General features: G+C 66.3%; 4 protein-coding genes and 2 pseudogenes. 2 read left to right on the top strand and 4 right to left on the bottom strand.

What is annotated here, in order from left to right; translation table 11 throughout:
- Positions 1-479, top strand: a pseudogene (locus HMPREF2914_RS13630) (type VI secretion system tip protein VgrG); the annotation flags it as partial.
- Between the two features lie 114 nt (positions 480-593).
- On the opposite strand, the gene HMPREF2914_RS13625 reads toward HMPREF2914_RS13630, so the two are convergent.
- The 4 genes from HMPREF2914_RS13625 to eagT6 are packed head-to-tail and all read right to left on the bottom strand — an operon-like array spanning position 594 to position 2,946.
- Positions 594-878: an immunity protein Tsi6 family protein gene (locus tag HMPREF2914_RS13625; protein WP_003111794.1), complete on the bottom strand. Its 285-nt coding sequence runs from the start codon at positions 876-878 to the stop codon at positions 594-596.
- A gap of 12 nt (positions 879-890) precedes the next feature.
- Positions 891-1,124 (bottom strand): T6SS immunity factor Tis1, encoded by a 234-nt coding sequence (gene tis1, locus HMPREF2914_RS13620; protein WP_003083689.1) that lies wholly within the window; start codon positions 1,122-1,124, stop codon positions 891-893.
- Positions 1,114-2,496 carry a T6SS effector (p)ppApp synthetase Tas1 gene (gene tas1 / locus HMPREF2914_RS13615; RefSeq protein ID WP_023092250.1) on the bottom strand — a complete coding sequence of 461 codons (1,383 nt, stop codon included), beginning with the start codon at positions 2,494-2,496 and terminating at the stop codon, positions 1,114-1,116. Before tas1 ends, tis1 begins: the two co-directional genes overlap by 11 nt.
- 15 nt (positions 2,497-2,511) lie before the next feature.
- Positions 2,512-2,946 (bottom strand): type VI secretion system effector EagT6, encoded by a 435-nt coding sequence (eagT6, locus tag HMPREF2914_RS13610; RefSeq protein ID WP_003083692.1) that lies wholly within the window; start codon positions 2,944-2,946, stop codon positions 2,512-2,514.
- A 253-nt stretch (positions 2,947-3,199) separates the two neighbouring features.
- On the opposite strand from eagT6, the pseudogene vgrG1b reads away from it, so the two are divergent.
- A pseudogene (gene vgrG1b, locus HMPREF2914_RS13605) lies at positions 3,200-3,911 on the top strand (type VI secretion system spike protein VgrG1b); the annotation flags it as partial.

Genomic DNA, 3,911 nt, shown 5'->3' with positions numbered 1-3,911 from the left:
TCCGCATGGAGGACAAGAAGGGCGCCGAGCAGTTATACATCCACGCCGAGCGCAACCAGGACAACCTGGTCGAGAACGATGCCTCGCTGTCGGTCGGCCACGACCGCAACAAGAGCATCGGCCACGACGAGCTGGCGCGCATCGGCAACAACCGCACCCGCGCGGTGAAGCTCAACGACACCCTGTTGGTGGGCGGGGCGAAGAGCGACAGCGTCACCGGCACCTACCTGATCGAGGCCGGTGCGCAGATCCGCCTGGTCTGCGGCAAGAGCGTGGTGGAGTTCAACGCCGACGGCACCATCAATATCTCCGGCAGCGCCTTCAACCTCTACGCCAGCGGCAACGGCAACATCGACACCGGCGGCCGCCTCGACCTCAATTCCGGCGGCGCCAGCGAGGTCGACGCCAAGGGCAAGGGCGTGCAGGGCACCATCGACGGCCAGGTACAGGCGATGTTTCCGCCGCCGGCGAAGGGCTGAGGCGGCGGCATCCTGGCTGCCCGCCCTTGGGCAGGACGCCGCGGGAGCCTTGACGATTCGCACATGTCCTCGCCAGGCAGAAGCGGCGGTCGCTCAAGACCGATGGTGTTGCGCTCAGGGTAGGTCGACCTTCAGGCCGCGGCCAGTGCGTATGCCGACGTAGAATGCGTCCTTGAGGGCCCTGGCGAGTTCCGGGTCGGTCTCCTCGAACTCTTTCCCGGCGATGCCGCCGAAGCTCAGCCGGTGCAACGCGGAACGGTCCAGGCTGCGGTCGAGCAGCACGGCTTTCAGGTACAGCAACTGCTTTTCCACGGAGAGCAGCATCCCGCATTGCGGATGCCGGGCCAGCCGCTCGGCGACCAGCGCCAGGGCGCGTTCGACATAGTTCACGGGGGACATGGCTGCGCCGCTTCAGCCCTTGGGAAAGCCCGTCTCGTACTCCTCGCGGGTGATTTCCCGGCCGAAACGCAGCGCATCGTTGAACAGGCGGTTGTCGTGCTCAACCGGCTCGGGGGATTCGGCTTCGCCGTAGAAGCGCACGTGGATCGTGCCCTGCCGATGGTCCCAGCGGTAGGTGACGTCTTCGAAGTCGTAGTCGATGTAGATATCGCGCCTGGCGAACGCTTCGCCCTTTTCAATTGCCATTGCCTTTCCTCACTGCGTCGTAGTACGCCCGGCTCTTCTCGGCGATGGCCTGGGCCTCCGGGGACTTCGGATCCAGTACCCGCCAGTCCTCATAGTACTTGTGGCCCTGCCCTCCGGGTACGCCGGCCTTGGCCGCCACCGCGTCGTAGGTGTCGTTGCCGAGGAGGATGCGAGCCATGTCCTCCGACTCCTTGGCGTAGATCATCTCCGGCGAGTTGACCTGGATCTCGCCGGGTATCCCGGCCTTGGTGTTCATCGTCGAGTTCACCCCGCTGTAGCCGAGCGGGTCGGCGTTGCCGTCGATCACCTTGACCTTGGCGCCGCGGTTGGCCAGCTCGGCGGCAACGGTGTTCACCTTGTCGCCTTCGACGATGATGGTGTTGCGGGCCAGATCCTTGATCTTGGTCGGATCGCCCTTGTAGTCGTTGTTGATCTTCTGCATGGCGCGTTCGCGCGACTTGATCGGTGCCTTGGCGACCCTGCCGCCGTGCTTCGCCGCCAGTCCGTCGGCCACCGCGTCGATCTCGGCCTTGGCTGCCGGCGCCTTGCCATAGACCTTCTCGAAGCCTTTCGGCACCTGGGTCTTCGGCGCGCCCTTGGGTGCGTTGCCGAGCCGTGCCATCTTCGGTCCGAAGCCCAGCAGCGCCATGCCGGCCACGCCCTGGAACAGGTCGCGGTAGCCGGGACCGAAGCGGTCGCCGAGGTCGCCGAGCAGGGCCATGCCGCCCATCATCAGGCCGCCGATGGCGACCACTCCAACCAGCGCCGCGACCCCGGCCATCGCCGCCAGCAGCAGGCCGCCGGCAAGGGCCGCCAGGCCCAGCGCCTCGAGGCCGGTGTGCAGCCATTCCTCCAGGTCGAGGACGAAGGCCACCCGCTCGGTGGGGCCGCCGATGAAGGTGTCCTGGCTGCCGGTCTTGATGTGCGCGCCGCAGACCATCTTGCTCTGCAGGCGCGCCGCCGGCTTGCCGTTGATGTACACGGTGGCGCTGCCTTCGGCGATCAGCACCGGGAACGGCCACAGCGGATGGTTCAGCGGCAGGCCGCTGCAGGTGGCGGAGACGTCGTCGCCGGCGCGCATCGCGTTGCGACTGTTCACGTAGACGTTGAAGCTGCCGCGTATGAGCACCCCGGTGGTCGGCTCGGGTAGCTCGAAGATGGTGGTCAGGCCCTTGACGATCTGGAACATCGACAGCCCGCCGGCGGCGATCGAACCGGCCAGGATCACCGCGGCCAGGCCGCCGGTGGCGGCGGTGGCGGCGACCACGGCGGCGCCGATCAGGGCTCCGGCCACGGCTCCGGCGACCATCGCGGCGACACCGAAACCGTGGGCTATCTCATCGCCCAGTCGGGCGGCGGCTTGCGCATCCATGCGTCGGTACTCGGATCAGCTAGGGGTCGGGCGCGGGACCAGGGTCTGCATCGCCTGCTTCCAGGCCGGCTCGTGGTGCGGCAGGTCAGCCGGGGTGGTGGTCAGGGTAGTGATCAGCACCGCCGGGCGGCGCTCGATGAATACCTGGCGCAGCATCAGGTCGCGGCCCTCGCGCTGCCACTGGTAGTCGAGGAGCACGGCGGCGTGGCCGTGGATGTTGATGTCCCAGCGCTTGTGCAGCTTGAAGCCGGGCAATTGCTTCTCGGCGTTTTCCAGTTGGCGGGCGACATAGTCGGCGAACGGCGCGTCGCCCTGGCTGGCGTCGCGGCTGATGACGAAACTGGCTTCGCGGGCGGGGCCGCTGGCGGGGAGCTTGAAGATGTTGATGCTCTGGTCCTGCCAGGCATCGGGAATCTCGAGATCGGCTTCGTGGAGGCGATAGAGCGTCACTGTGTTAACCCCTTCCCTAGGATTCTGAGTGAGTCATTGCTGGACAAAAGCTTTACGGAATGTTGCTCGCGAATCAAGGCTTTCCTGGCCCGAAGCGGCCTTTCGTGATGGCCTTCTGCCTGTTCGCCGTCGGTCGGGGCGCTCGTCGGAATCTGTGTCACGCATCTCCCCTTTCCACCGCATCCGCGCCTATGCTGCTTGGGTGGTGCCGCTCCAACGGCGCCAGTGATGGACGTGGATCAAGGATGATTTCATGGCACTTGCGCAACAGACCCGCCTGGTCCGGGTCGACAGTCCGCTCGGCGCGGAGGTCCTGCAATTGCAGCGAATGGAGGGTCGCGAAGAGCTCGGCCGGCCGTTCGCCTACGAGCTGGAACTGATCTCGGAAAACCCCGACCTGCCACTCGACGGGCTGCTGGGCAAGCCGGCCAGCCTGGCGCTGGAACTGCACGACGGCAGCCGGCGGCATTTCCACGGCATCGTCGCCGCTTGCAGCCAGGGATCCGGCAACGGCCAGTTCGCCAGCTACCAGGTCACCCTGCGCCCCTGGCTGTGGCTGCTGACGCGCACCTCCGACTGCCGCATCTTCCAGAACCAGAAGGTCCCGGACATCATCAAGCAGGTGTTCCGCGACCTCGGCTTCTCCGACTTCGAGGACGCCCTGAGCCGCTCCTACCGCGAGTGGGAATACTGCGTGCAGTACCGCGAGACCAGTTTCGACTTCGTCAGCCGGCTGATGGAGCAGGAAGGCATCTACTACTGGTTCCGCCATGAGCAGAGCCGCCACATCCTGGTGCTCTCCGACGCCTACGGCGCGCACCAGAGCCCGCCGAACTACGCCAGCGTGCCCTACTACCCGCCGACCCTGGAACAGCGCGAGCGCGACCATTTCTACGACTGGCACATGGCGCGCGAGGTGCAGTCCGGCTCACTGAGCCTCAACGACTACGACTTCCAGCGTCCCG

Origin of the sequence: Pseudomonas sp. HMSC067G02 (assembly GCF_001813485.1) — a bacterium.
Taxonomy (GTDB): Bacteria; Pseudomonadota; Gammaproteobacteria; order Pseudomonadales; family Pseudomonadaceae; genus Pseudomonas; species Pseudomonas aeruginosa.
The sequence above is the reverse complement of the archived record's forward strand: the minus strand, read 5'-3'. Positions and strand labels throughout refer to the sequence as shown.